The organism is Roseateles amylovorans (genome assembly GCF_025398155.2).
Lineage (GTDB): Bacteria > Pseudomonadota > Gammaproteobacteria > Burkholderiales > Burkholderiaceae_C > Roseateles > Roseateles amylovorans.
Genome location: NZ_CP104562.2, coordinates 489,170 through 513,676, shown reverse-complemented (window position 1 = coordinate 513,676; position 24,507 = coordinate 489,170). Strand labels below are relative to the sequence as shown.

At 67.5% G+C, this 24,507-nt stretch carries 20 protein-coding genes and 1 riboswitch; of the genes, 11 read left to right on the top strand and 9 right to left on the bottom strand.

Annotated features, from left to right (window positions below):
- Position 1: 1 nt before the first annotated feature.
- The 4 genes from N4261_RS02215 to N4261_RS02200 are packed head-to-tail and all read right to left on the bottom strand — an operon-like array spanning position 2 to position 2,443.
- Complete coding sequence (locus tag N4261_RS02215) at positions 2-505, bottom strand: hypothetical protein (protein WP_261758608.1); 504 nt, start codon at positions 503-505, stop codon at positions 2-4.
- Positions 499-936: a hypothetical protein gene (locus tag N4261_RS02210; RefSeq protein ID WP_261758607.1), complete on the bottom strand. Its 438-nt coding sequence runs from the start codon at positions 934-936 to the stop codon at positions 499-501. The genes N4261_RS02215 and N4261_RS02210 overlap by 7 nt, the downstream gene beginning before the upstream one ends.
- 12 nt (positions 937-948) lie before the next feature.
- Positions 949-1,815, bottom strand: a complete 867-nt coding sequence (locus tag N4261_RS02205; protein ID WP_261760587.1) for a DUF4150 domain-containing protein — start codon at positions 1,813-1,815, stop codon at positions 949-951.
- A 49-nt stretch (positions 1,816-1,864) separates the two neighbouring features.
- The gene (locus tag N4261_RS02200) at positions 1,865-2,443 is read right to left on the bottom strand and encodes a DUF6484 domain-containing protein (protein WP_261758606.1); all 579 of its coding nucleotides are present in this window, start codon (positions 2,441-2,443) and stop codon (positions 1,865-1,867) included.
- A gap of 322 nt (positions 2,444-2,765) precedes the next feature.
- On the opposite strand from N4261_RS02200, the gene N4261_RS02195 reads away from it, so the two are divergent.
- The 3 genes from N4261_RS02195 (at position 2,766) to N4261_RS02185 (ending at position 5,846) form a co-directional block, all read left to right on the top strand.
- Positions 2,766-4,280 carry a YifB family Mg chelatase-like AAA ATPase gene (locus N4261_RS02195; protein ID WP_261758605.1) on the top strand — a complete coding sequence of 505 codons (1,515 nt, stop codon included), beginning with the start codon at positions 2,766-2,768 and terminating at the stop codon, positions 4,278-4,280.
- 332 nt (positions 4,281-4,612) lie between these two features.
- Entirely contained in the window at positions 4,613-5,170 is a 558-nt protein-coding gene (locus N4261_RS02190) for a hypothetical protein (protein ID WP_261758604.1), read from the top strand.
- Positions 5,157-5,846, top strand: a complete 690-nt coding sequence (locus N4261_RS02185; protein ID WP_261758603.1) for a hypothetical protein — start codon at positions 5,157-5,159, stop codon at positions 5,844-5,846. Before N4261_RS02190 ends, N4261_RS02185 begins: the two co-directional genes overlap by 14 nt.
- Positions 5,847-6,139: 293 nt before the next feature.
- Here N4261_RS02185 and N4261_RS02180 read toward each other — a convergent pair whose 3' ends face one another.
- Positions 6,140-6,802, bottom strand: a complete 663-nt coding sequence (locus tag N4261_RS02180; RefSeq protein ID WP_261758602.1) for a glycine zipper 2TM domain-containing protein — start codon at positions 6,800-6,802, stop codon at positions 6,140-6,142.
- A 386-nt stretch (positions 6,803-7,188) separates the two neighbouring features.
- Positions 7,189-9,999, bottom strand: a complete 2,811-nt coding sequence (gene metH / locus N4261_RS02175; RefSeq protein WP_261758601.1) for a methionine synthase — start codon at positions 9,997-9,999, stop codon at positions 7,189-7,191.
- Positions 10,000-10,077: 78 nt separating this feature from the next.
- Positions 10,078-10,185: riboswitch (S-adenosyl-L-homocysteine riboswitch) on the bottom strand.
- Positions 10,186-10,383: 198 nt separating this feature from the next.
- Between metH and N4261_RS02170 the strand changes: the two genes are divergently transcribed.
- On the top strand, positions 10,384-11,604 hold the full coding sequence (locus N4261_RS02170; protein WP_261758600.1) for an HD-GYP domain-containing protein: 1,221 nt from the start codon (positions 10,384-10,386) through the stop codon (positions 11,602-11,604).
- A gap of 94 nt (positions 11,605-11,698) precedes the next feature.
- On the opposite strand, the gene N4261_RS02165 is transcribed toward N4261_RS02170, so the two are convergent.
- From N4261_RS02165 to N4261_RS02155, 3 genes are all read right to left on the bottom strand, one after another.
- Positions 11,699-12,760, bottom strand: a complete 1,062-nt coding sequence (locus tag N4261_RS02165) for a homocysteine S-methyltransferase family protein (protein WP_261758599.1) — start codon at positions 12,758-12,760, stop codon at positions 11,699-11,701.
- 303 nt (positions 12,761-13,063) lie between these two features.
- Positions 13,064-13,747 carry a DUF4197 domain-containing protein gene (locus tag N4261_RS02160; RefSeq protein ID WP_435531997.1) on the bottom strand — a complete coding sequence of 228 codons (684 nt, stop codon included), beginning with the start codon at positions 13,745-13,747 and terminating at the stop codon, positions 13,064-13,066.
- Positions 13,734-14,918, bottom strand: a complete 1,185-nt coding sequence (locus N4261_RS02155) for a fumarylacetoacetate hydrolase family protein (RefSeq protein WP_261758598.1) — start codon at positions 14,916-14,918, stop codon at positions 13,734-13,736. Before N4261_RS02155 ends, N4261_RS02160 begins: the two co-directional genes overlap by 14 nt.
- A 173-nt stretch (positions 14,919-15,091) precedes the next feature.
- Between N4261_RS02155 and N4261_RS02150 the strand changes: the two genes are divergently transcribed.
- The 7 genes from N4261_RS02150 to N4261_RS02120 all read left to right on the top strand — a co-directional run bounded on the left by N4261_RS02150 (position 15,092) and on the right by N4261_RS02120 (position 24,383).
- On the top strand, positions 15,092-16,333 hold the full coding sequence (locus N4261_RS02150) for a DUF3108 domain-containing protein (RefSeq protein ID WP_261758597.1): 1,242 nt from the start codon (positions 15,092-15,094) through the stop codon (positions 16,331-16,333).
- A gap of 241 nt (positions 16,334-16,574) precedes the next feature.
- Entirely contained in the window at positions 16,575-16,862 is a 288-nt protein-coding gene (locus N4261_RS02145; RefSeq protein WP_261758596.1) for a BTH_I0359 family protein, read from the top strand.
- 446 nt (positions 16,863-17,308) lie between these two features.
- Positions 17,309-19,684 carry an ATP-binding protein gene (locus N4261_RS02140; RefSeq protein ID WP_435531996.1) on the top strand — a complete coding sequence of 792 codons (2,376 nt, stop codon included), beginning with the start codon at positions 17,309-17,311 and terminating at the stop codon, positions 19,682-19,684.
- Between the two features lie 221 nt (positions 19,685-19,905).
- The gene (locus N4261_RS02135; RefSeq protein ID WP_261758595.1) at positions 19,906-20,958 is read left to right on the top strand and encodes a TraB/GumN family protein; all 1,053 of its coding nucleotides are present in this window, start codon (positions 19,906-19,908) and stop codon (positions 20,956-20,958) included.
- A gap of 90 nt (positions 20,959-21,048) precedes the next feature.
- Entirely contained in the window at positions 21,049-21,711 is a 663-nt protein-coding gene (locus N4261_RS02130) for a MarC family protein (RefSeq protein WP_261760584.1), read from the top strand.
- 320 nt (positions 21,712-22,031) lie between these two features.
- Positions 22,032-23,180, top strand: a complete 1,149-nt coding sequence (locus N4261_RS02125; protein WP_261758594.1) for a PhaM family polyhydroxyalkanoate granule multifunctional regulatory protein — start codon at positions 22,032-22,034, stop codon at positions 23,178-23,180.
- Positions 23,181-23,243: 63 nt separating this feature from the next.
- Positions 23,244-24,383, top strand: a complete 1,140-nt coding sequence (locus N4261_RS02120; RefSeq protein ID WP_261758593.1) for an FIST signal transduction protein — start codon at positions 23,244-23,246, stop codon at positions 24,381-24,383.
- Positions 24,384-24,507 lie beyond the last annotated feature (124 nt).

The window sequence follows — 24,507 nt, the reverse complement described above, 5'->3', positions numbered from 1 at the left end:
TTCAACACCACTGGTTTTGCTCGTCCAGCCCCAACGGCCAATAGGGCATGGCGGTGATCAACAAGACCTCACGGTCCTCGCCAGCCTCCACCAACCATTGGAGCAGCACGTCCTGTGGCGCCACGCGTTGGTCGAAAGGAAGTTCACGATTGACACGGTCCACGCGCAACCAGAAATGCCGTATCAGCCAGACAAACTCCGGCGCGGAAGCGGGCCCCGCCAGGCGCTGGGCGTAGGCCTCCTGCACCGCTTCTTCATGGCTCAAGCCCATCGACTCGGCCGCCGCGATACAGCCCGCCCACCACCGGAAGGAGTGGTCGACAAAGTACTGGAAGCCCTCGTGATAGGCATCGAACACCTGCTGCAACGCGGGGACCGCGGCCGCTCGCGACGGCGAGGTGGCAGGCACCGGCGTGCCGCCCTCGATGTCACGCGGTGCGTTCAGGAGCCGGTAGAGACCGCGCTCCACGTTGTGATGAAGGTCCGCGAGGTCCGGCGTCAGCATTCTTCGTTGTCCATCGGATTCTTGCCCACGGGAACGTAGTTCAGACCCTGCATCACGTCGAAGAGGTCGGGCGCCACCGAGGCCAGATCGTTGATGAGAAAGTCCATCGGGCGTCGGTAATCCACGTCGGGCGGCTGGACGTCCTGGCCCCAGGTCAACGCCTCGTCGTCGGGGGCGACGGCTCGGCGTTCCATGTCGACATTCAGGTCATGCGTCCGAAAGTAGTACTCGCGGAACACGGCCAGTACGCGCGGATGGCCGGCGGGTCCGGTGGTCCAGCGCCGGCGGAATCCATCCATGCGGTCATACGACGCGGGAAGGTCGAGGTGCGAGCTTGGGGTGTGGGCCGCCCACCACCGCTTGGCCTCGTCCACCACGGGACGAAGGGCGGCGAGGTAGTCGCCTTGAAGCTGGTCAAAGTCTTGGTCCATCGGTCTCATGCCTCACATCAGGCTGCTCACATTCACGCGCCGGGCGAACGCGCCAGCGGGGGAGCCTTGCATATTGGAGTGGTCTCGACAATGGGGTTTGACCATGTCCGGCTCGCGCATCTTTTTCTGGAATCCGGTGGGATCCCCGTCCGTCGGTTCAAGATGGCACCCGCCCATCTTCCATGCCAGGCACAAGGGCGGTTGATGGTCGGCCGTCATCTCCTGGCGATCGCGTGTTTTGTAGGCGCCGTTGCGCCGGGTCATGAATTCCTTTTCGTTGTCCAGGAACTTGCCGAACGACGCCGGATTCTGGGGATCCATGGTCTGAGGCGTCAGCCCCGCCGCCTGCTGGGCGGCGCATTCCCAACACGTCTTCCCCTTGACCGCGTCCTCTTGCGCCTTGGTCGTCCCGAATCGATGTTTGGGATTCTTGGAGTCGTACGCAGGGCAAGGTTTCCCGAACTTGTCGCCAAGAAAGACCTTGAAGGTCGTGATGGCGGCCGCGTCAATGCAGTTGGGCGGATCCGACGCGGTGTTCTGGGCCATCATGTGGCCGTGGCAAGCGACGCCCTTGCCTTCGACCTTGACCGTGTGGGACCAGTTCTTGAACGACCCTTTCCCCTTGGTCTTGTGGGTGACCACGCCGCCGCCCTGATTGCCCGCCTCGTCACCGGTGCTGGTGGAAACCTCCGATGCATCCTCCAGGGCCGTCGGTTCGCCGTCGACGGACACCGTGACGCTGCCCTTGACCAGGTCCGACGCCTGCAGCATGTTGACGTAGGGCACGGGGATCGGTCCGCCTGGCGGCGGTGGCGGCGTCAGACAGACGTCCCCGGGTGCCACGCCCTTGCCACCGCTGCCGCGATGGAAGAAGCCCATGTTGGTGGCAAAGACGGTGCAGGACATGAACGATCGCCCCGCGAGGTCTTCAGTTGATCTCGACGCTGGCGCCGTTGATCCGGTGGACCCCGCTGGACTGGCTGCAGACGTAGGTTCCGCGCAGCAGGATTTTTCCCTCGCGCGTCAACGTGATGCTGGCCTGACCACATCGAAGGACCAGTTGGCGCCCCGCGTTCAACACCACCCGCTCATCGTCGATCTCCAGCTCGAATGGCATCGCAGACGGCTCGGCGGCCAGCGGCTGCGGCTCGCGCAGGAGCCCCGTGATGATCGGACCGCCCGATGCCGAGGCGTCGTGAAACACCAAGGCCTGCTGGCCCGCAGCACGACGCGGCAGGGCGATGGTCGTGCGGGCAATCACCGGCGCCGTCGCGTTGGGCAGCCGGATGCGGGGATGTCCCTGTTCATCGATGCCGCAGAACTCGGCCACCACCACGCCAGGTCCGGGTGGCATTGGCACCGCACCCTGCGGCGCCGGGCCGGTCATGTCCGACATCAGGTCCAGCGTGAGCTCCCGGGCATGCGCCTCGCCATTCGGGGCGGACACCGGCGACAAGGAGCGATCGTCCTCGGACAACGAACTGGCGGGCAAGTGCAAGACTGACATCGCATGTTCTCCGGATCCTTCTTGCGCAACCGCTCGTTGCGATCCGCAGGGTCGATTCTCGACACCTGCGCATCGGCACACGATGACTTAAGTCACCGCTCCTGCCCCCAATCGGCGCGTCAAGCCGCGAACGAGGTCGCCCTGCCCCAGCCAAGCGCGTGTCGCCTCCCACCCGATCGTTCCCGATCCGTCCAGCTTCCCCCTTTAGGGCGCCGTCCAAAGAGCGCCGTCTTGCGAGCGATGGCCCTGAAACGCCCCACGTACGAGACTGACCGGCCCGCGCCCGGCGCGACCGAATGCGCCCTTGCGGGTGCCCTGCCCCATGTCTCTCGCCGTGATCCACAGCCGCGCCCTGGACGGCCTGTCCGCCGCCGCCGTCGATGTGGAGGTTCATCTGGCCAACGGCCTGCCGAGCTTCACGCTCGTCGGCCTGGCCGACCTGGAGGTGAAGGAGTCCCGCGAGCGGGTGCGCGCCGCGCTGCAGAGCAGCGGGCTGGACTTCCCCACGAACAAGCGCATCACCGTCAACCTGTCCCCGGCCGACCTGCCCAAGGAAGGCGCTCGTTTCGACCTGCCGATCGCCCTCGGCCTGCTGGCGGCCAGCGGGCAGGTGGATGCCGAGACGCTGGGATCGTTCGAATGCGCCGGCGAACTGGCGCTGTCCGGCGAGCTGCGTCCGGTTCGGGGTGCGCTGGCGATGGCGCTGGCGCTGCGTGCCAGCGGGCACCGCCGCGAGCTGGTGCTGCCGCGCGGCTGCGCGGATGAGGCCGCACTGGTGCAGGGCCTGGTCGTGCGGGAGGCACAGCACCTGCTGGACTTGGTGAATGCGCTGCAGCCCCGCAGCGATGCGCCGCTGGTGCGGGTGCAGGCCCGCCCGGTGCCGCCGCCCGAGGCGCCGCCGGATCTGCGGGACATCAAAGGCCAGTCCGCGCCCAAGCGCGCCCTCGAGGTCGCCGCCGCGGGCGGCCTGAGCGTGTTGTTTGTCGGGCCCCCCGGCACCGGCAAGTCGATGCTGGCGCAGCGGTTGCCCAGCCTGCTGCCGCCCTTGCCCGAGGCCGAGGCGCTGGAGTCGGCGGCGCTGCTCAGCGTCAATGGACAGTTCCATCCGTCTCGCTGGGCACAGCGGCCCTTTCGGGCGCCGCACCACAGCGCGTCCGCACCCGCGTTGATCGGGGGAGGATCGCCCCCGAGACCCGGCGAGATCACGCTGGCTCAGCACGGCATCCTGTTCCTCGATGAGCTGCCTGAATTTCATCGCGCCTCGCTGGAAGCCCTGCGCGAGCCGTTGGAGACCGGACGCGTGCACATCTCGCGCTCCGCCCACCAAGCGGAGTTCCCCGCGCGCTTCCAACTTGTGGCCGCGATGAATCCCTGCCCCTGCGGCCAACTGGGTAATCCGCTGCAGAGCTGTCGATGCTCGCCGGATCAGATCGCGCGCTACCAGGGTCGGCTCTCCGGCCCCTTGCTCGACCGGCTGGATCTGTTGGTCGAAGTGCCGGTGCTGCCGCCCGAAGTGCTCGCCGCCGCGCCCGACGGCGAAACCAGCGCCACGGTCAGCCAACGTGTGGCGGCAGCCCGCGACCGGGCCCTGTCGCGCCAGGGCTGCATCAATGCGCTGCTGCCCGCCGCCCAGTTGGATGAGCATCTGAAGCTCGAACCCGCCGCCGAGGCCATGCTGCATCGCGCCGCCGGCCGGCTGTCCTGGTCGGGCCGCAGCTATCACCGGGTGCTGCGGACGGCCCGCACCGTCGCGGATCTGGCAGGCAGCGAGGCCATCACCGCAGCCCACGTGGCCGAAGCAATCCAGTGGCGGCGCGCATTGCCGGGCCGAAGTTGAGTCGTCGGGAAGGTCATGCGGGTGGGCGATGCGCCCCCACTTCGCGGAGGAGCGAGCGGCATGTTGGGTGCCTGCCGCCCCGCTTGGAGGCTAGATGCGCTCGCAGCAGGGACGCCGCCGCGCCCCCAGCAGCGCAGATGAGGCTGGAGAGGTCTTCAGTGAGGTCGTATGCGAAGCAAAGGTGAATTTCAATGAACTGTTTTCTGCCCGAACTCACGCTGCCCCCAGGAGGGGGTCAGCCATGTGAGCGGGGGGCTTGCCCCTGCACGGCTTGCCAAAACTGCGCCCATCGGCGAAATTCGCAATTCGCGAATAGCGAATATCGCCAAGACATGGAACTGAAACCTCAAGATTTGCTGGTGCTGCTGAAGGTCGCAGCCCATCCACCGCAGCGTTGGACCTACGCTGCGCTGGGCGACGCACTGGCCATCAGCGCTTCGGAGGTCCATGCCAGCGTCAAGCGCGCCGTGGCATGCGGCCTGGCCGTGGCACCTGCGCGCGGCGAATGGTCGCCGGTGAGGCCGAGCCTGCTGGAATTTATCCTGCATGGCGCCCGCTATGTCTGGCCAGCCACGCCCGGAGCGGTCAAGCGTGGTGTGCCGACAGCCTTCGGTGCTGAGCCATTGGCCAGCCAACTGACTGCGGCCCCGGGAGAGGCTCCCGTATGGGCACACCCCACCGGCAGTGCCAAGGGGCCCACGCTCGCCCCGCTTTACCGCACCGTACCGCAGGCCGCATTGGCTGATCCGGCGCTGCATCGCCTGCTGGCCTTGCTGGATGCCTTGCGCATGGGGCGGGCGCGCGAAAGAAACTTGGCAGCCAAGCTGATGGAAGCCGAACTGATGCGATTCGATTCGGAAGGTGAGGCTGTTGGCCATGCAACCCGATGACCCGAATCTCCCCCATCTGCGCCACATTGCAGAGGCGCTGGGCGAGCTGAGAGAGCAAATCGTGTTCGTCGGCGGTGCCGTGGCCGGCCTGCTCGTGACCGACCCCCTGGCCGACCCGGTTCGAGCCACCCGCGACGTGGATGCGGTGGTGAATGCCAGCCGAGCCACGTTCCACCGCATGGAGGAGGCGGTGGCCGCGCGGGGGTTCATTCGCGATGTCAGCAGCGATGTGATATGCCGCTGGGTGCACAAATCGTCAGGTGTGCTCTTCGATCTGATGCCCGTCCAGCCTGAGGTGCTGGGCTTTTCCAACCGCTGGTATCCCTATGCGATAGAGACTGCCGTATCTGTGGACTTGGGCCAAGACGTGGCGATTCGGCTGGTGAGCGCGGTGGCATTTGTTGCCACCAAGCTGGAAGCCTTTGCCAGCCGAGGCGGCGGCGACTTCATGACCAGCCACGATCTTGAAGATGTGCTGAACATCGTCGACGGGCGCGAGGAACTCGTCGATGAAATGGCCGCCGCCCCAGCCGAGCTTCGCCGCGCTGTGGCCGGCGCACTTGACCAACTGCTGACGCACCGGGACTTTTCGAACGTGCTGCCCGGCCTGATCGCCGAGGAGGAGCGTGCTGACCTGGTCATGCAACGCCTGAAAGCGTTGAGCAGCCGACTTTGAACCAGAAACGCAAAGTCGGGTCCGGCATCAATGCCCACCTGATCGCACCGATCTGTCTCCGGTGCGCGTACCTGCCTAGACGGCGGCGTCTGTCTGCATCGTCGCAACGCAGTGGAATGACGCTGACGATCTGCTGAAAGGCGCTGCTGGGTTGTTCGTCGCGAGTTGGCAAAAAGCCGTCGGCGACCTGCTCGGCCACTCGACGGCTTGCTCACCAATCAGATTGGTGCGTGCCCTAGGCGCGGTCACTGCCGCGCCCTGCGATCACCCGGAGCGGGCGATCGCCTCCGTGCTTACTGGCGCTCCAGGCGGCCATCACGGGCGCGCACCACATCGCCGTTCTGCACCTGCGGGTCATGGCTGAATTCCATGTTGCGGGTGCTCTGGTCCGCGTTGCGCAGGCGAACCACCCACACGGTGGTGCTGCGCTGGCGCTTTTCGATCTCGTTGCCCGCGTAACCGCCGGCCACCGCACCACCCACGGTCGCGACCTTTTTGCCAGTGCCGCCGCCGATCTGGTTGCCCAGCAGGCCGCCGATCACCGCGCCGCCGACGACGCCGATGCCCGAGCCCTTGCCTTCACGCGTCTCCTGACGCACCGAGACCACCGTGGCGCACTCGGCGCACAGCCGTGGCACTGCCTGCTGCGTGGCGTTGTTGCCGTTGCTGTCGGCATAACCGCCGCTGTCGCCGTTGTTCGAACGGCCGTTGTTGGCCACGCGCTGGTTCGTATTCGAGTTGCCGTTGCCGTTGCCATTGTTGTTGCGCTGGGCCGGCACGGCGTCGTTGCCCGATTGCTTCGCTGCATTGGCCTCATCCACCGCGTTGGCGGTGTTGCCCGCCGTCATCGGGCCTTCCGGCGCCGACTGATGGCGACCGGCCATGAAGGCGGCCACGGCCACCACAGCGGCGCCCGCCACGCCCGCGATCATCTTCTGGTTGCTACTCATCGCCATGATTCACCTCTTATGGTTGTTGCCCCGGTGGGCTGTGATGGAGCGAAGAATGCCACGCTGTTACAAGTCCAGGCGCCTCGACCCTGTTCCGTTTGTAAACGCCTGAAACCAGCCCCGGGGTAGGACAACACCCCGTTCGCAGCCTCTTCACCGCTTTACAACGCCTGCGGCCCGCCTCGCGCCGACGGCGGACACGCAATGAAACAAAGAGGCGGGGGAACGACGCGCCACACGTCGGTCCGCACAACGACCCGACAGGGGCCGAATGGACCCTGTTGGTGCGGGCGATCGCGCAGCAGGGGGTAGCGCGAGAGGCGCAAAAAGCGAGGCGCGAGGCGCGAGGCGCGAGGCGAGAAGCGCCTGCCGGGGACAGCAGGCGCAGGGGTTCAACCGATCAGAGGCGCCAACGCCCGGCGAGCATCGACCTGATCCAGCGCCATCCGCGCGGCCCAGTCGGCCACCTGGTCATCGCCGATGCGGCCCACATTGAAGTAAGCCGACTCCGGATGCGCGAAATAGAAGCCGCTGACGCTCGCCGCCGGCGTCATCGCCATGCCCTCGGTGAGCGCCATGCCGACGTCTTCGCACTGCAGCACCCGGAACAGGTCGCGCTTGACCAGATGATCCGGGCAGGCCGGATAGCCGGGTGCGGGACGGATGCCGCGGTAGCGCTCCTGGATCAGTTGCTCGTTGCTGAGCGACTCTTCCGGTGCGTAGCCCCAGAATTCCTGCCGCACCCGCTGGTGCAGCCGCTCCGCGAAGGCCTCGGCCAGACGGTCGGCCAGGGCCTTCAGCATGATCGCGGAGTAGTCGTCATGGTCGGCCATGAACTGCGCTTCCTTGCGATCCACGCCGATGCCGGCGGTGACCGCGAACAGGCCGATGTAGTCGGGCACGCTGCCCTTGGCGGCGATGTAGTCAGCCAATGCGCGGTTAGGGCGACGCACCCCGTCCACCACCGGACGCTCCGACTGCATGCGCAGACCGCGCCAGGTCATCAACACCTCGCTGCGGGATTCATCGCTGTAGATCTCGATGTCGTCGTCATTGACCTGGGCCGCCGGATAGAGCCCGAGCACGCCGTTGGCCGTCAGCCACCGGCCTTCGATCAGACGCTGCAGCATCCGCTTGCCATCGCTGAAGACCCGCTGCGCCTCGGTGCCGACAATCTCATCCTTGAGGATCGCCGGGAACGGGCCGGCCAGGTCCCAGGTCTGGAAGAACGGCGCCCAATCGATGCACGGCGCCAGCTCGGCCAGGTCGTAGTTGCGGAACTGGCGCCGGCCGATGAACTTCGGCTGCGGCGGCTGATAGCTGGCGAAGTCGGCCTTCAGCTTGTTGGCGCGGGCCTCGGCCAGCGGCACCAGCGGGGTCTGCTTCTTGTTGGCATGCAGCACCCGGACCTTCTCATAATCCGACTTCAGTTCGTCGATGAAGCGGGTCGCACGCTCATCGGACAGCAGGTCCGAGCACACGCCCACCGAGCGCGACGCATCCGGCACATACACCACCGGGCCTTCGTAATGCGGCGAGATCTTCACCGCGGTGTGCACCCGGCTGGTGGTGGCGCCACCGATGAGCAGCGGGATCTTCTTCATGCGGAAGTAGTCGTCGCGCTGCATCTCGGCCGCGACATGCTGCATTTCCTCGAGGCTGGGCGTGATCAGGCCGGACAGGCCGATGATGTCCGCGCCTTCGACCTTGGCCTTGGCCAGGATGTCCTGACACGGGACCATCACGCCCATGTTCACCACCTCGAAGTTGTTGCACTGCAGGACCACGGTGACGATGTTCTTGCCGATGTCGTGCACATCGCCCTTCACCGTGGCGATAACGATCTTGCCCTTGGAGCGGACATCGTCACCGGCGGCCTCCATGCGGCGCTTTTCCTCTTCGATGTAGGGCACCAGGTGCGCCACGGCGGACTTCATCACCCGCGCACTCTTCACCACCTGGGGCAGGAACATCTTGCCGGCGCCGAACAGGTCGCCCACCACATTCATGCCGGCCATCAGCGGGCCTTCGATCACATGCAGCGGCCGACCGCCACGTGCCTGGATCGCCTGCCAGGCTTCCTCGGTGTCTTCCACGATGAAGTCGGTGATGCCGTGGATCAGCGCATGCGACAGCCGCGCGGCCACATCGCCGGCGCGCCAGGCGAGCTTGGCGGTGTCGTCCTTGGCCGCGCCCTTGACCGTCTCCGCCACCTCGAGCAGCCGCTCGGTGGCATCGTCACGGCGATTGAGCACCACGTCCTCGACCCGCTCACGCAGATCGACGGGGATCTCGTCATACACGCCGACCATGCCGGCGTTGACGATGCCCATGTCCATCCCCGCCTGGATGGCGTGATAGAGAAACACGGTGTGGATGGCCTCACGCACCGGCTCATTGCCGCGGAAGCTGAACGACACGTTGGACACGCCACCGCTGACCTTGGCGCCGGGCAGGTTCTGCTTGATCCAGCGGGTGGCGTTGATGAAGTCGACCGCGTAGTTGTTGTGCTCCTCGATGCCGGTGGCGATCGCGAAGATGTTGGGGTCGAAGATGATGTCTTCCGGCGGGAAACCGATCTCGTCGACCAGCAGCCGGTAGGCCCGCTCGCAGATCTCGACCTTGCGCTGGTAGGTGTCGGCCTGGCCGGTCTCGTCGAAGGCCATCACCACCGCGGCGGCGCCGTAGCGGCGGATCAGCTTGGCCTGGCGGCGGAACTCGGGCTCGCCCTCCTTGAGCGAGATCGAATTGACGATGCCCTTGCCCTGGATGCATTTCAGGCCGGCCTCGATCACCTCCCACTTGGAGGAGTCGATCATGATCGGCACCCGCGCGATCTCCGGCTCGGAGGCGATCAGGTTGAGGAAGCGCACCATCGCGGCCTTGCTGTCGAGCATGGCCTCGTCCATGTTGATGTCGATCACCTGGGCGCCGTTTTCCACCTGCTGGCGGGCGACGCCCAGCGCGGCTTCGAATTCGCCGTTCAGGATCAGCCGGGCAAAGGCCTTGGAGCCGGTGACGTTGGTGCGCTCGCCGATGTTGACGAACAGCGTGCCGGCGCCGATGGCCACCGGCTCCAGACCGGCCAGCTTCATCGGCGGGACGACCGACGCCGCGTGGGCGGCGCGCTGGACGGATTCAGCGGATTCTGCGGATCCAGCAGCTTGGGCGGCACCGGCGGAACGGGTGGAATTGGCGGACATGGCGGCCTCGGTGATCTCTTTCGACGCTTCGGACGATGGATGGGGGCCGCGCAACTCACCGCAACCCCGAGCCAGTCGGGACGGTGAGCGTCGTTGTCAGGCGGTGGCGGCTCCGCAGCAGCGGGCGACACCGTCGATCCGAGCCTGGCGGGCCGGCAACGGCCCATCGCAACGCTCCTCGGACACAGGAAACAGGGAAAACGCCACGCATTCTAACGATCGTCGCCCCCTTGGCGGGGGGTGGGACCCGGTAAAAACGCCGGCTCAAGCGTATGCTTTCACGGGCCGATAACCTGTGACGACAACCATAACGACAACTTCGGCACGAAGCGGCACCACCGGACGGAGGGAACCATCGGTGTGCCACCCGACGTGCCCCGCGCCATGGATCTGGTCCAACTCCCCCCCCACAGCCTGCGCACCGGACAGGTGCTGACGTTCTCACTGCGCGACAGTGCCGGGCATCTTCTGTTCGCGGCCGGCAATGCGCTGCCCGACACCCCTCAGGTGCGCGAGCTGATTGCGCGCGGCCCGTTCGTCCAGGCCCACGAGACTCGCGAATACCAGCGCGCGTTGAACTTCAAGCTGGACACGATGGTGCTGCAAGGTGCGTCGCTGTCGCAGATTGCCCGTGCGGAGGCGGATTACCAGCGCACCGACTTCCATGCGGAGCGCGGCGCCACCCGGCCCGCACCGTTGGAGGTCAGCGATGCGGCCGCCTGGTCCGACCTGCAATGGCATGCGCAGCAGGTGCTGCGATCGCCGGAGCGCCCCGACTTCCTGCCGCGCCTGACGCAATTGCTGGACAGCGTGCTGGCCCGGCTGACCCGTCAGCCCGACGCCTCGCTGGCGCTGCTGATCCACGACGCCGGCCAGGAGTCGCAGCAGTACAGCGCGCGGCATGCGCTGCTGTCGCTGGGCCTGTCGGAGCTCACCGCCCGGCAACTGGGCTGGGACGACGCCCGGCGGCGTTCGCTGGGTCTGGCGGCGCTGACGATGAACCTGAGCATCACGCAGCAGCAGGACCAGCACGCGCTCCGATCGGACGGCCTGAACGGCGCCCAGCGTGAGCAACTGGCCGGTCACGGCGACCGGGCCGCCGTGCTGCTGCGCGAGATGGGCGTGACCGACGACGCCTGGCTCGGCGCGGTGCGCCTGCACCATGACGCCGGCCCGGGTCCGCTGGCCCCGCGGGGCGACGGCGAGCTCATGGGGCGGCTGCTGCGGCGCATCGATGTCTACGGTGCGCGGCTGAGCCCGCGGCGCCACCGGCGGGCGCTGTCCGCCGCGCAGGCGGCCCGGGCCATCTATCTGGACGAACTCAAGCAGCCGGATGAAGCGGGCATTGCCCTGATCAAGTCCATCGGCCTGTATCCCCCCGGCTCGCTGGTGCGTCTGGCCAACGGCGAAGAGGGCATGGTCATCAAGCGCGGCCACAGCGCGAATGAGCCGACCGTGGCGGCGCTGGTGGGCAAAAGCGGCAGCCCGCTGACCACGCCGGTGTTGCGCGACACGCGCCTGCCGGCGCAGGCCATCAGTGTGAGTCTGGCGCCGCATGAGCTGCGCCTGCGCATTCACATGGAAACGATGCTGAAGCTGTACTGACGCCGCCGCGTCCATCGGCCGCGCACCGCGAGGTCAGGACTCGCCGCTCGGTTCGCCCGCCCAGGCCTGTGACGAAGGCCTCGCGGGCTCGCGCTCAGGCCTCCACCAAACCGCTGAAGAGCTTTTCCCCCACCGCTCGGGGCCGGTAGGCCGACACGCTCTTGGCAATCGCGCGAATGTGGTCGGGCGTGGTCCCGCAGCATCCTCCGGCGATATTGAGGAAGCCCGCTGCCGCGAACTCGCCGACGAGCCGTCCGGTCACATCGGGTGTTTCGTCGAAGCCGGTGTCGCTCATCGGATTGGGCAACCCCGCATTCGGATAGCAGGAGATCGGGGTATCACCGGCCGCTTTGGCCAGTTCCTCGATATAGGGCCGCATCAGGGCGGCGCCGAGCGCGCAGTTCAGGCCGACGGCCAGCGGCCGCGCATGGCGGACCGAGTGCCAGAAGGCGGTGACGGTCTGGCCGGACAGGATGCGCCCGGACGCGTCGGTGACGGTGCCGGAGATGATGACGGGCAGCCGCTCGCCGGTGTCGTCCATCAGCGCATCGAGGGCGAAGATGGCCGCCTTGGCATTGAGCGTGTCGAAGATGGTTTCGACGAGGAACAGGTCGACGCCGCCTTCGAGCAAGGCCTTGCCTTGCTCGTAGTACGCGAGGCGCAGGGTATCGAAGTCCACATTGCGGGCACCGGGGTCGTTGACATCCGGGCTGATGGACGCGGTGCGCGGCGTGGGGCCGAGGGCACCGGCGGCGAAGCGTGGTTTGTCGGGCGTGCTGAACGCGTCGCAGGCCTGGCGGGCCAGGCGGGCGGCGGCGACGTTCATTTCATAGGCGAAATGCCCGAGCCCATAGTCCTCCTGGGCCACCGTGGTGGTGCCGAAGGTGTTGGTCTCGATGATGTCGGAACCGGCCTCGAGGTACTGGCGGTGGATCTCGGAGATCACATCCGGGCGGGTGAGCACCAGCAGGTCGTTGTTGCCCTTGAGGTCCTTGGGATGATCCAGGAACCGATCGCCGCGAAAGTCTGTCTCGGTCAGCTTATAGCGCTGGATCATCGTGCCCATCGCGCCGTCAAGGACGGCAATGCGCGACTGGAGGATGGCGGGCAGGGCGGCGCCGCGGGTGTAGCGGACGGCGGAAGTCGAGGCGTTCATGCGCCCGATTGTAGGAAGACCGGCCCCGCCATGGGGCGGGCGTGGCCTTCGACCGGCGGCGAGGCGTGCATCGTGCCTCGCGCAGGCTCAACGGGATGGCGCGCAGGTTCGCGTTCCCTACCCCGGTCCGGAGCCGGCATCGGCATCGGCATCGGCATCGGCATCGGCATCGGCTGCTGCTGCTGCTGCGGCGGCGGATCCGTGTCCGCGCCGCGCCCTGCCGAGCCGAGCCCTGTCCGTATCAGTGCCGTGCCCTGTCCGTGTCCGTGTCCGTGTCCGTGTCTGACGCAGTCTCCGGGGCGATCAGCCGCCGAAGACCCGCTTGAGGATGGCGCTGCCGGTACCCACCGGATCCTGGCGGATCTTCTTTTCTTCCTGGCCGATCATGAAGTAGAGCCCGTCCAGGGCCTTGCCGGTGACATAGGACTGCAGATTGGCATCCTCCTTGCGCACGAGTCCGAAGCCGGCGGCCTTGCCGGCCACCGCGTTGTACTTCTCGCTCAGCGACTGGCGCTCGGTGGCCCGGGTCACCAGGGGCAGGAACTTGTCGGTCAGCGGGGAGCGGGTCTTGTCCTCGAAGAAGCGGGTGACGGCGTCATCACCGCCGCGCACGATGCGCACCGCATCCTCGACCGAAATGTTGCGCACCGTGTTGACCAGCAATTGCCGGGCCTCCGGCATGGCCTGCTCGGCGGCGCGGTTCATTGCTGTGATCAGCTCGTCCAGCCGACGGCCCTGCCCGGTGGTGCGCAGCAGCCGCGCGGCGTCGCGCAGCCCGCTGGGCAGCTCGATGCGCACCTGGGGATTGCCCAGGAAGCCATCGGTGCGTCCCAGGTTTTCCAGTGCGGCCTGGGCGCCGCGCTCCAAAGCGGCACGCACGCCAGTGGCGGCATCGCCTTCGCTGAGGCTGAAAGCGAAGGCCGAAGGGGCGGCCAGTCCGGTCGCCAGCGTGGCGCCCATCCAGGCGCACAGTTCACGTCGTTGCATCAGAGTCTCCTTGATCGGTGGCGGCGACCGTGTCGGCATCGGCCGTGTCGTCCTGAGGGGCGCGCGATGCGCTGGGGGTGTCGTCGAGATTGTCGGCACGGTGACGGGCGGCATCGGCATCGGCATCGGCATCGGCATCGGCATCGGCATCGGCAGCTGATTCGACGTCATCGCCGGCCGGCGTATCCGAATCGTCGGCAGGCTCGGCCGCACGCCGAGGGGCCCCCTTCGCATCAGCAGGAGCACCCAGCGCCGCAGCGGCAGCGGGTTCGAGTTCCGCGAGATCCATGTCGATCGCGCCGAACGGACTGGAGCCGTCCCCCAACTTGACGTCCAGGCGCAGGCTGTCGCCTGCGGCCAGGATGACCGGTGCGCCGCCGCCGGGGCGGCCTGCGCCGACCAGCGTTCCCGTGCGCAGTGCCCGGTTGCGGGCGGCCTCGGCCAGCAGGTCGCCGAAGCTCCAGCGCATCCCGTCCTTCAGATCGAGCGCCGGCTGCTTGCGCCCGTTGCGCTGACACTGCAGTTGGGCCGTGACCCGGCCGAGGTACCACGCGCCAGGCAGCTCGTCAGGCGTCACCGCCACTGGCGCGAACTGCAAGGCGGGGCGGCTGTGCAGGGCCGGCCAGCCCTGGCTCAATTCCTCTTGCTGGACGGGCCGCATCACCCAGTCATTGACCAGCAGCACCAGCCGCACCGCCTCCAGCGCCTGCGTCGGCACCGCGCCGGCGGCCAGATCGCCGATCAGCACCGCGACCTGCGGCTCGGTTTCCAGGCCGCGAGCGTCCGGCAGATCCGGCGTGTCCAACGGTCCCAGCAGGGTCTCGGCACCGCCCACACGCACCAGCGGCGCGCTCAGTCGCTCCGGCCAGGCCAGGCCACGCGCGCGCAGCTCGTCGCCATGCGCCGGATAGCCTTCGCCCGCCAACCACGCGGCGGGACGAGGCAACGGCGCCATGCATTGGGCGGGATCGAAGCTGAACGCGTGGCGCGCACGCCCCTGGTTCAGCGATTGCGACAAGGATTCAAGCTGTGGGGCGAGGAAATTCCAATCGTCCAGCACCTGCTGCAGCCGGGTCGCGATGCCGGTGGCATAGCATGCCTGGCTCAGGTCGCGGGAGACCACCACCAGTTGGCCGTCGCGCGAGCCGTCGCGGTATGTAGCGAGTTTCATCGTTGCGGTCGTGATCGTCGTGGCGCCTCACGGGCGCCGAGAAAAGCATCGTTGGGGAAATCGTCGTGCGGTTCGCTGCGGCATTGTCACCTGTGTCACCCGGGCGGCCATCCGGTCGGGCCCCACACCGACGCCGGTCGGCGCGGGGAGCCCCGTGGCTCGCCGTCCTGCTCGTGCTGGCGCTGCATGGCTGGCTGATCGACCGCCTGCGTCCCGCCGCACTGCGACCCATCACGGCCGTGACGGGCAGCTCGGTGGAGGTCCGCTGGACCGATGCCCGGGCGCTGTCGGTCTCACTGACGCGGCCCGACGCACCGCCGCAGCCCTCGCAGCGCTCGCAGCCCTTGCAGCCCTTGCCGCCCTTGCAGAAGGCCGAGGACGCGTTGAACGCCAAGGCCGAAGTGCCGAGATCGGCAGCGCCCGCGACGAGAACCGTGGCCGCCACTGATGCGCCTCTCGCGATCCACCCGCCTCCTCTGGCGACGGCGATCGAGCCGGATGTATCGCCTCGACGTCCAGGGTTCCCGTCAACAATTTCGTCCCGATCCGCGGCATCAGCGCCAGCGTCAGCATCGGAGGCAGAAGCTGGCGCCGAAGCGGCAAGCGGATCCACCACCACGTCGATCGCCGCATCGAATCTGCAGCCACCGTTGACGGGCAGCGGGACCTTGCACTTCCGCTTCGTCTACGACGGCGTCGATGGCCACGCCACCCTCCATTGGCAACTGGACGAGGACCGCTACCGCTTGACCCTCACTCGACGTGCCGGTTCGCGCGAACTGCCGCAATGGCACAGCGAAGGGCAACTCGGACCTCATGGCCTGATGCCGAGCACCCATCGGGTGACGCAGTCAGGCCGGAGCCGCGAATCGATGCAGTTCATGCGCGAACCTGATTCAGATCGCGCCATGCTGGTCATCGGCGCCCGTCGCCATGAGCTGCCACCCGGCACGCAGGACCGCCTCTCCTGGTGGCTTCAACTGTCGGCAATGGCCGCCGCGAACGCCGACCTGCGCACCGGGCAGGTGCTGCGCATCCCGGTCGCGGGCGCTCAGGGCGTGCATGACTGGGACTTCGTCGTCACCGAGCGCCAGGGCGACCATTGGCAGTTGGTGCGTGACCTGCCACGCCAGTCCGGGCGACCGGCCCTGCAATGGATCGTCGGATTGGATGGCGCACACAACTTCCTGCTGACCGACCTCGCCTTCCGCGTGGACGGCGATGGCCAGTGGACGCTTCACAGCGAGCCGACAGCGCCGCCACCGCCACGGCCACGGCCACGAAGCGCTACCGACGATGCCGAGGTCACCGGAGAACCCGATGACATCGATGCAGGCCATGCCGGGGACGCCAGCGATTCGATTGATGCGATCGATGCGACCGATGCCATCGGTCGGTCCGACGGTCTCCACTGAACCGGCCCGCCCTCCACGATCCGCACGCCAGGGGCGAGTGGGCCGTCCGATTGCCAAGAGAGACGCATCGCAATGTAAAAGCCGCCACGGCGGGCATCAGTCGTGAACTTTGTGCGGTTGGCACCACATATGCTTGCGGTGCCCTTCGCAAGTTCTGCCACCATGGGGTCGTGTTCTGGTTGAAAGCGACGGGCTTGAATCCGGCGCTTCAGACCATAACTCCTGATTCAAAGGAGTCCTTATGCACATGCTCTACGACTCACCCAGCTACATCGTGGTCCAGTTCGATGTGGAAGTCGCACCGACGCTGAGTGACACCCGGCATCCCGATCACCCGCCGCTGCAACGCGACGGCTTCGAGATCGTGGACAAGTTCAGCCGCAAGGAAATCTTCATCGAGGGCGCCCTGGCACAACAATTCCAGGAAGGCGTCGAGGCGCTGATCGAACAAGGGCCTGATGTCGATGACCTGGACGCCTTCATCTCGCGCTACGCCTGCCTCGGCCAACAGCCGGTGGTGATGCACTGAGCGCACGGCGCATGCATCGAGTGCCCCTCGGCATGAGGTGATGACCCCCTCGGTGCATCCCGCATCGGTGCAGGTCATCCGGCCAAGGCAGTCGTCGAACGCATCGGTGCCCGGCATCGGTGCAACGCATCGATTCAGACGAGCAACGCACTGAAGCACTTAAGCACCGAAGTACCTGAGCACCGACATCTGGTGCACCAAAGGGCCCGCCATCGCGGGCCTTTGCGCATCTCCAGCCTCGATGGGAAGCGCATCCCCGGCGCACTGTCGATGCCGCCAGACCGCCGAGCCATCCACTGATCCCAGGGACGCCCGCCACCCGTGCGGGACTTGTCTAGCGTCTTCGGCTGCGCCAAGATGGGGCGGCCACGCGGTCCGCCGTGGTGGGGCGCCCGGGTCCGGGGCCTCGGGTTCCGCCCACGTCGCCACCTGAAAGCCCGATCGCCATGCCCATGGCCAAGCGCTCGCCCCTGCCGCTGATGACCCCGGGCCTTCATGACAGCCCGGTGCTCGACCGCATGTGCTCGCACTTCGTGCTGACGCTCACGGTCCGCCACGCCAATCGCTTCAATGCGCGCCGCGACCTCAGCGGCCTCCTGGCGCTCACCGCCCGCCATCTGGTCTGGCCCCCCGATGTGCTGGCGCGACTGCGCACCTATCTGTCGCGCCGCTGCGCCGGCCACACGCAGTGGTCGGGTCACGAGGCGTTGAGCGACGTCGCCTTCCTCAACCGCCACGGCCTGTGGCGCGGACCGTTCGCCGAGACGACGCTGTTCTTCTACCTCGATGAATACGTCAAGGACGCGCCGAAAGACCTCCTCGCCCTGCTGGCCTGCAGCTGCGAGACCCTGGAACTGCAGCTGCAACGTGAATCCACGCTGGTGCAGCAGAACATCGCTGCCCTGGGTCGCCTGCTGCAGCTCAATGCTGCCGAACGCGCGCTGCTGTTGTATGGCACCCTGGCGCGTTATCAGCGCGACCTGCGCGGCGCGTTGGTCGAATTCAAGGTCAACACCGCGCAGGAAGCCTTCACCGCCATCGCCGATGTAGCCGGTGTCCAGGCGCATGAGGTGGCCGAAGCGCTGCGGGTGGGATCGCGCCTGGAGCGCGTCGGCATGGTCGAGAACCTGATTGCCGAGCACAACATCACCGATCTCTCCGATCTGATGAAGGTCAGCGAACAGCTTCCGCCGGTGCTGATGCGCGAGTACGGCGGTCCGCAGGAGCTGATGGCGGTCTTCACCCGGCCGGTCGCGCAGAGCGAGCTGCAAGGTGCCGACTTCGATTTCATCGCCGATGAGTTGCGGATCATCGGCACCTTGCTGCGCAATGCGGTCACGCAGCGACAAGCCGGTGTGAACATCCTGCTCTACGGGCCGCCCGGCACCGGCAAGACCGAACTGGCGAAGGTCGCCGCCAGCGAAGCGGGGCTGTCGCTCTATGAAGTGGAATCGTCCGATCGCGATGGCAATGCCCTCAGCGGTCGAGACCGCTACCGCTCGCTGCAGATCAGCCAGGTCTTCCTGAAAGCGAGCCCCGAGGTCGCCCTGCTGTTCGACGAGGTGGAAGACGTCTTCCCGCATCTCAGCGGCGATGCGGCCCAGCTGATGGCGCGGCTGGATGCCGCGCTGGAGGCACCGGTGCCGATGTCGGTCAACGGCAAGGCCTGGGTGAACCAGATCCTGGAGAGCAATCCGGTGCCGGTGGTGTGGATCACCAACCGCATCGAACACATCGATCCGGCCTTCCGTCGGCGCTTCCAATATCACCTCGAACTCAAGTCCCCGCCGCCCGGCGCGCGTCTGGGCCTGGTGCGCAAGGCCCTGGCCGGACTGCCGGTGCCGGACGGCCTGGCCGAACGCCTCTCCGAGCGTCGCGGACTGACGCCCGCGCAGATCCGCACCGCCGTGCGCTTTGCGCGGCTCGCCGGTGGGGCCGGCAACGCGGCGGGCCTTTCCAGTCCTGTGGGCGTGTCCAGTCCTGCGGGCGACGCCGCCCTCAACGAACAGCTGATCACCCGCCAGCTCGCCCATGCGGACAAGGCGCTGGGTCAAGGCGATGGCGGACAGGGTCGGCGCAGTCCGGCGCCGCGTTATGCGCTGGACCTCATTCACTGCGAATCCCGCTTCGAGTTGCCGCGCCTGGTGGAAGCGCTGCGCCGCCGCGGCATGGGCAACCTGTGCTTCTACGGCCCGCCGGGCAGCGGAAAGACGGCCCTGGCCGAGCACATCGCCGCCGAGCTTCAACGGCCGTTGATGGTGCGTCTGGCCAGTGACCTGATGAGCAAGTATGTCGGCGAGACCGAGCAGAACATGGCCCGGATGTTCGAAGCCGCCGCCCAGGAAAACGCCTTGCTGCTGCTGGACGAAGCCGACAGCTTCCTGCGCAGTCGCCGCATGGCCGAGCGCCATTACGAGGTCAGCGAGGTCAATCAGATGTTGGCCGGCATGGAGCGGTTTTCCGGGCTGTTCATATGCACCACCAATGCGTTCGACGACCTGGACGAGGCCGCCCTGCGGCGCTTCAGCTTCAAGATCCGATTCAAGCCGTTGCGGCCGGACCAGCGGGAGCGAATGTTCTCGTTGGAGACCGGGGTTGCCGCCACAGGGCCCTGGACCGACCGTCTGGCCCGGATGGACCAGCTGACACCCGGCGATTTTGCGGCGGTGAGGCAACAGGCGGAGGTCCTCGGCGAGCCCTTGTCGCCCGACGAGTTCCTGACCTTGCTGGAAGCCGAACATCGGGTCAAGCCGGAGGTCCGACAGCGACGCTCGATGGGTTTCCGGGCCGACCTTCCCCCGGACACTCCCCCAACGGGATGACAGGAGCGGCCACGGAACTGTGGCATCGTGGCGCCATGCATCGTTTCTCTGCCAAACGCGCCGTCGGCGGCGAAGTTGTCACACGTCCAACCGACGCCCGCCGGTCGGGCACCGGGCTCACCCACCTGGGTGCACTCGTCACGGATCATCTTCACGCCATCCTCACCGCATGCATCGCCGGTTTGGGCGCGATCTCCAGCAACACACGCGGCACCCGGTCCGTGACCCGACACGAAGACGCCGTCCTGGACCGGCCGCGCCACACGCCCGCCGCCCGAACCCGCTGGATCTCACCGAGATCGGTTGGGCGTGCCACGGTGGCGGCCCTCGGTCTGGCCGTGAGCGCCGGCGCCCTCTGGGCCGCGCCGCTCCGGCAACCCGTGCCACCCCCTGCACCGCAACCCGCGCTGCAATGCCCGCCCGAGCCTGAACCGCTGGCGCAAGAACAACTCCTGGCACAGGCCAAGGACCGCGGCCTGTTGTGGACGCTCCAACGCGATGGCCGCACCTCCTACCTCTATGCCAGCCTGCACCTGGGACGCCCCTCCTGGGCGGCTCCGGGCCCCAGGCTCAAGGCGGCGCTGGACCAGGTGGATGCGCTGGCGCTGGAACTGGACCCGCTGGATCCTGCGGCATGGCGGATGCCTCCGCTGCCCGAGCTGAGCCTGGACGCCGGCCTGCGTGACCGCATGGCCGCCCAGGCCCGCGCGGTGTGCGTGGCCCCGCAAGCGGTCGAGGCGTTGCATCCCTTGCTGCGGCTCAGCACCTTCACCTTGATGCGGGCCCGCACCCTGGGCATGGATGTGCGCTACGGCCAGGAGATGCTGCTCAGCCGTTGGGCGCGCGATCGCAGCCTGCCGGTGCTGGCGCTGGAAACGCTGCAAAGCCAGTTGGAGGTGCTGCTGCCGGAGGACCCGGACGAGGCGCGCCACGAACTGCACGCCGGCTTGCGTCAACTGGAGCGTCCCAAGCCGCTCATGCGCATGCTCAATGAACTGGTCACCGCCTGGGAGCGCGGCGACCTGCGCCGGTTGTCGCAATACGAGTCCTGGTGCGACTGTGTGGCCGACGCCCGGGACCGCGCCGCACTCACCCGGCTCAATGACGGCCGCAATCCGGCCCTGGCGGAACGCGTGTCGAACCTGCACCGCAAGGACCAGACCCTGCTGGTCGCCGTCGGCGCGCTGCACATGACCGGACCGCAGGCGCTGCCCGACCTGCTGCGTCAACGCGGCTTCGAGGTCACCCTGGTGCATCCACCGTCGGCACGCTGACGCAATTGCGGCACACTGACCGGTTGATGTCGGCATCGGCCGCGCATCGCCTTCTCATTTCTTTTGTATCCGGAGCCCCGCTTGGACGCGATGCCCACCTTCTTGCAGCTGCTGTTTCTGGTGCCTCTGACCCTGCTGCCGATCATCAACCCGGTCGGGGTCGCCCCGATCGTCATCAATGCCGCCGGTGGCAATGACCGTGTGCTGAAGCGGCTGTCGCGCCAGGTGGCGGTCAACGGCTGGGTGGTGATCATGGCGTCGATGCTGGTCGGCACTTATGTGCTGGACATGTTCGGCATCTCGCTGCCGGTGGTGCGGGTGGGCGGCGGCCTGCTGGTGGCCTACAGCGCCTGGGTGATGCTGACCCGCAACGAGACCGACGATGTGCAGACCGCCGTCGCCGAGAGCGCCAACACCGACCTGAGCGAAGCCGAGATCGTTCGCCGCAGCTTCTTCCCGATCACCTTTCCGCTGACCACCGGCCCCGGCTCCATTGCGGCGGCCATTGCCCTGGGCGCGCAGCTGCCGCGCTCGCCGCTGCCGTATCTGATGGGCGCCGGTGTGGCGGCCATCGGCGCGGCCATCACCGCCGCAGTGGTCTACCTGGTGTATCGCAACGGCGGTCGACTGCTGATGCGCATGGGCGAAGTGGGTACCTTGGTCATGATGCGGCTGATGGCCTTCGTGCTGCTGTGCATCGGCATCCAGATCTTGTGGACCGGCTGGGCCGACCTGAACCATCTGCCGCTCTGAGGCTGAGCCTTCGCGTGAGGCTGAATCATGGCGTCGGCCATCCGGCCGAGGTGCTGCACCGCAGCACGATGACGCCGGCAGCGAGGCGCCGCCATCGAGTTGACGGCAGCGAGATGGTGGAACCGACCTGGCGGCAGTCGGCGCGAGTGGCCCAGGCGGGCAGCGCCATGCGGATGCCGAGCTCCGGACATCGAGCGGCACCGGGTCAAGGTCGAACCGCCCGGTCTTGCACGTCACATTAGAAGGGTGACGTGTCGAAGCGACGCCAAGACGTACGATCCCAGCATCCGCCGCACACGGCGCGCTTTTGAGGAGACTCCATGACCGAAGCCAGCTTCAGCAAATTCGTGCCCGGGTTCGACTTTCTCCAAGGCCTGGTGAAAAACGCCGGTGCGGCGATTCCGGGCTTCAATCAATGGGTCGCGCCCACGCTCAATCCCCAGGAGCTGGACAAGCGCATCGAAGAACTTCGCACGGTCCAGTTCTGGCTTGAACAGAACGCCCGCATGCTGGCGGCCACCATCCAGGCGCTGGAAGTGCAGCGGATGACCTTGTCCACCTTGCAGGCGATGAACGTGCCGATGACCGACCTGAAGAGCGCCCTCAAGGCGGCGCCCTTCCCGGACCCCTGGACCAGCGCCACCCAGGCCGGGGCGGCGGCGGCCAAGGCGGCCGCGGCGGGCATGGCCGGTATGTCGGGCAGGGCCGCCGCCGCGGGCACAAGCGCCGCCGGTGCGACGGCGCCCGCCGCCAAGGCCACGCCGGAACCTGACACTCAGACGACCGGCGCGCCTGAAGCCAGCGAAGCGGGCCGCACCGACGATCCGGGCGAGGCCGGCCCCCGCGCCAGTACGGATGCCGGCAGCGACAGCCAGAAGGCGCCGCCGAAGCCCGCCGCCGCGGCGGTCGATCCGATGCAGTGGTGGAATGCGCTCACCCAGCAGTTCACCCAGCTCGCCACCCAGGCGATGAAGGACCCGGGCACCGAAGCCGCTCGCCACATGGCCAGCACCATGGTCAAGCAAGGCATCGATGCCGCAGGCGAAACCCTGCGCAAAGCGGCCGCCATGCCTGGCGAAATGATGAGCCAGGCCACCCAGGTGGCGGCGAAAGTTGCCCGGCAGGCGGCGAATGGCCCCCTGAACAGCACCCAGACCGCCCGCAGCACGTCTCGCGGTGCGGCGGGCGCGAGCGCGTCGTCGTCCCCGGCGGCGTCCCATGACTCAGACAGCGGCGCAGGCACGGCCACGCCGGCGCGCAAAGCCGCGCCGGCGGCTGGCAGGAAGGCCGCCGGCGCGCCACCCAAGGCTTCTTCCAAAGTTGGCAAGGCGGGCAGCGACAGCAAAACCGCCAAGACCGCCAGGACCGCCAAGACGCAGCCGGCCTCCGCCGCCAAGGCTCGGCCGGCGACACGCAAGGCTGGCGCCGCCAAGGGTAAGGGCGCATCGCCCACCCGTCGCACCTCCTGATCCCCTGGCCCCACCAGGCCGCCAGGCATTTCCACCTTTTCCGTTGTTCACCGAGGGCCGTTCATGCCTCGTTTCATCCAGGCCCACGCCACCCACCCCGATCCGCACATGGCCCTCGCATTGGCCGGCGCGCAGATCGACGGTCAGCGTGCGGGCATGGCGCCCACGCTGGGCTTCCTGTATCTGTCCGAAGACTATGTGCCGCATGCGCAGGCGTTGCTGGACGAAGTTCGCCTGCGCTGGCCCGGCTGCGGCTGGGTCGGCGCATCGGCCTTGGCGGTCTGTGCCTCCGGCGTCGAGTACTTCGCCGAGCCGGCCCTGGCGCTGATGGTCTGTGATCTGCCGCCGACGCAGTGGCGCATCTTTTCCGGTCGTCATCCCCTGGCGGCCGACTTCGGCGCCCGAAGCCTGCTGATGCATGCCGATGGCGGCACCCCGGATCTCCAGGAACTGATCACCGAACTCGCCCAGCGCTGCAGCAGTGGTTATGTGTTCGGCGGGCTGGTGAGCGGCCGTTCGTCTGCGGTGCAGATCGCCGACGACGTGGTCGAAGGCGGCCTGTCCGGCCTGGCCCTGGGGCCGGGGGTGAGCTGGATCTCACGCGTCAGCCAGGGTTGCCAGCCGCTGGGCCGGGAGCGACGGGTCACCGCCAGCGACGGTCCCCTGGTCACCGAACTGGACGGCCAGCCCGCGCTGGATGCCCTGCTGGAGGACCTGAAACTCCCCGCCTTCACCGGCGAAACCACCACCCTGCGGCAGGCGATGCCGCTGTTCCGCCGCACGCTGGTCGGCTTGAGCGACGCACCGGGTGCACGCCGGGAGTACGGTCCCGAGGTGCGGGTGCGGCATCTGGTCGGTCTGGATCCGGCACGACGCGGCGTCGCGGTCGCCGAGCAGCTGCGCCAGGGCGAGTTGCTGAGCTTTTGCGAACGCCATCCGGACGCCGCCCGTCGCGACCTGGTGCGCATCTGCACCGAAATTCGCGCCGAAGCCGAGGAGCGCGGCGCCCGCATGGCCGGCGCCATCTATGTGAGTTGCACGGGCCGCGGGGGGCCGCATTTCGGCACGCCGTCGGCGGAACTCCAATGGGTCCAACATGCGCTAGGCGAGGTGCCGCTGATCGGCTTCTTCGCCAATGGCGAGATTGCCCATGCAAGGTTGCACGGCTACACCGGCGTGCTCACGGTCTTTCTGGAGCCTTGAGCATCGCCGCCCTGGGCAAGATGTGACGAGCTGCAAGCGAATCAGTCTTGCTTCAGCGACGAGACACCGGCTCAAACCGACAGGCGCAAGGCAGGGCGTGGGGCACTCGGTGCTCGCTCCTGAA

Excerpts from the sequence above, each read along its gene's own strand:
- N4261_RS02215 (WP_261758608.1), bottom strand. The coding sequence starts at position 505 with ATGCTGACGCCGGACCTCGCGGACCTTCATCACAACGTGGAGCGCGGT.
- N4261_RS02210 (WP_261758607.1), bottom strand. The coding sequence starts at position 936 with ATGGACCAAGACTTTGACCAGCTTCAAGGCGACTACCTCGCCGCCCTT.
- N4261_RS02205 (WP_261760587.1), bottom strand. The coding sequence starts at position 1,815 with ATGGGCTTCTTCCATCGCGGCAGCGGTGGCAAGGGCGTGGCACCCGGG.
- N4261_RS02200 (WP_261758606.1), bottom strand. The coding sequence starts at position 2,443 with ATGTCAGTCTTGCACTTGCCCGCCAGTTCGTTGTCCGAGGACGATCGC.
- N4261_RS02195 (WP_261758605.1), top strand. The coding sequence starts at position 2,766 with ATGTCTCTCGCCGTGATCCACAGCCGCGCCCTGGACGGCCTGTCCGCC.
- N4261_RS02190 (WP_261758604.1), top strand. The coding sequence starts at position 4,613 with ATGGAACTGAAACCTCAAGATTTGCTGGTGCTGCTGAAGGTCGCAGCC.
- N4261_RS02185 (WP_261758603.1), top strand. The coding sequence starts at position 5,157 with ATGCAACCCGATGACCCGAATCTCCCCCATCTGCGCCACATTGCAGAG.
- N4261_RS02180 (WP_261758602.1), bottom strand. The coding sequence starts at position 6,802 with ATGGCGATGAGTAGCAACCAGAAGATGATCGCGGGCGTGGCGGGCGCC.
- metH (WP_261758601.1), bottom strand. The coding sequence starts at position 9,999 with ATGTCCGCCAATTCCACCCGTTCCGCCGGTGCCGCCCAAGCTGCTGGA.
- N4261_RS02170 (WP_261758600.1), top strand. The coding sequence starts at position 10,384 with ATGGATCTGGTCCAACTCCCCCCCCACAGCCTGCGCACCGGACAGGTG.
- N4261_RS02165 (WP_261758599.1), bottom strand. The coding sequence starts at position 12,760 with ATGAACGCCTCGACTTCCGCCGTCCGCTACACCCGCGGCGCCGCCCTG.
- N4261_RS02160 (WP_435531997.1), bottom strand. The coding sequence starts at position 13,747 with ATGCAACGACGTGAACTGTGCGCCTGGATGGGCGCCACGCTGGCGACC.
- N4261_RS02155 (WP_261758598.1), bottom strand. The coding sequence starts at position 14,918 with ATGAAACTCGCTACATACCGCGACGGCTCGCGCGACGGCCAACTGGTG.
- N4261_RS02145 (WP_261758596.1), top strand. The coding sequence starts at position 16,575 with ATGCACATGCTCTACGACTCACCCAGCTACATCGTGGTCCAGTTCGAT.
- N4261_RS02140 (WP_435531996.1), top strand. The coding sequence starts at position 17,309 with ATGCCCATGGCCAAGCGCTCGCCCCTGCCGCTGATGACCCCGGGCCTT.
- N4261_RS02130 (WP_261760584.1), top strand. The coding sequence starts at position 21,049 with ATGCCCACCTTCTTGCAGCTGCTGTTTCTGGTGCCTCTGACCCTGCTG.
- N4261_RS02125 (WP_261758594.1), top strand. The coding sequence starts at position 22,032 with ATGACCGAAGCCAGCTTCAGCAAATTCGTGCCCGGGTTCGACTTTCTC.
- N4261_RS02120 (WP_261758593.1), top strand. The coding sequence starts at position 23,244 with ATGCCTCGTTTCATCCAGGCCCACGCCACCCACCCCGATCCGCACATG.